Below are 1,448 nucleotides of genomic sequence, written 5' to 3'. Positions count from 1 at the left end.
GGACACGGAGGGGGTAATTTTTGGACATACGGTGTATACTGTACGGATAGTACGAAATTAATTATCGGACAGAAATTCTCCCTCACAGGACAGGAGGTTTGCCGTGAAGTACACAAAAGAACAGAGATTGGACATTGGCCGCCGCATTTACGACGGCGAAATCAGCCGGTATGAAGCTGCAGAGGAATACGTTATCAATGAGCAGACGGCACGGAATTACATGAGAATGTACCGGGATGCCAACCAGTTGCCGCCCAAGCAGGGACGAAGAAGCATCTGTGCGCCCTCGTTCAAGAAAGCTCCGGCAGAGCTGGATGAACTGAAGGCGATGACAAAGGAAGAACTTATCCAGGAACTAATCAAGGCCAAGATAACCGAGGCACGGCTAAAAAAAGGCTACGAGGTGAAGGGGGATGGTACTGTAATTCTGTACGGCAACAAGATTATCAAGTAATCATGGAACTATCCGGAGAAATTCCGGTGAAGCTTCTTTGCAAGACAATGGGCATCCAGAGGAGCAGTTTCTACGCTTGGAAAAAACATCTTTCTCAGCCGTCGGGCAAAGAAAAGCGCCTTTTGAGCAACGTCCTGCTGTTCCAGGAGTACCATTGGAAGTATCCATCGCACGGCTATCGCTGGCTGAACGCCAAGATACGGTTGGACAAAGAGATTGTCCTGTCCGATCCCTATGCCCACAAATGCTGTAGGATTGCGGGAATCAAGAGCAAATCCAAGCACTACAGGTACAAGAAGGCTGGCGATCCAGCGCGGATATTTCCCAACCTGCTCATGTCTGAAATGCAGATCGATGGGCCAATGCAGTGCATCGTGAGTGATATGACCGCTTTTTATGTGAAAGGCATCTACCATGAACTGACTCTTTATATGGATCTATGGAACAATGAGATTGTCAGTCATTCCCTCTCTGCAAAACGCGGTGATCGCATGACTTACATCAGCGGACTGGAAAATCTGATTGAGTGGCAAAAACGGCATCCGGAGCACCAAATGGTTCTCCATTCTGACCAGGGATCGGTCTACGCCTCCAAAGCCTACAACGAGCTATTGCCCATGTACGGCATCACCCGATCCATGTCACGTGCCGGGACCCCCACAGACAATGCCGCTATGGAGTCCATCAATGGATGGATCAAGGCGGAGCTGTTCATGGACTTGCATGTGACCGGCGAGAAACCGGTCAAGGAGGAGGTGGATGACTACATTCTTTTCTTCAATGAACAGAGGCCAGCCTATTCCTTAGGCTACCTGACGCCGAAGCAGTATCGGGAACGTCACACGCCCATCTGCTGATCTCGTCTGCATTATCGATGGCATGGTTTGTCTAACAAGCTTGAAGGATGTCAGAAAAGTTGATGAATCTTGTACATCGATTCGTTTTTTATGCCTGATTTTTTTAGTTTTGTGTCCAATTTTTGTTGACAAGTGCA

2 protein-coding genes are annotated in these 1,448 nt (G+C 48.5%); both read left to right on the top strand.

What is annotated here, in order from left to right; all coding sequences use genetic code 11:
- The first annotated feature begins 103 nt into the window (after positions 1-103).
- A complete protein-coding gene (locus FX155_RS11355) occupies positions 104-454 on the top strand; it encodes a hypothetical protein (protein ID WP_006555381.1) in 351 nt (116 codons plus the stop codon).
- A gap of 2 nt (positions 455-456) precedes the next feature.
- On the top strand, positions 457-1,311 hold the full coding sequence (locus FX155_RS11350) for an IS3 family transposase (protein WP_009014516.1): 855 nt from the start codon (positions 457-459) through the stop codon (positions 1,309-1,311).
- The last annotated feature ends 137 nt before the right edge of the window (positions 1,312-1,448 follow it).

The sequence above is a fragment of the Acidaminococcus fermentans genome (assembly GCF_009696675.1).
Lineage (GTDB): Bacteria > Bacillota > Negativicutes > Acidaminococcales > Acidaminococcaceae > Acidaminococcus.
This window is presented reverse-complemented; position numbering and strand designations above follow the sequence as displayed.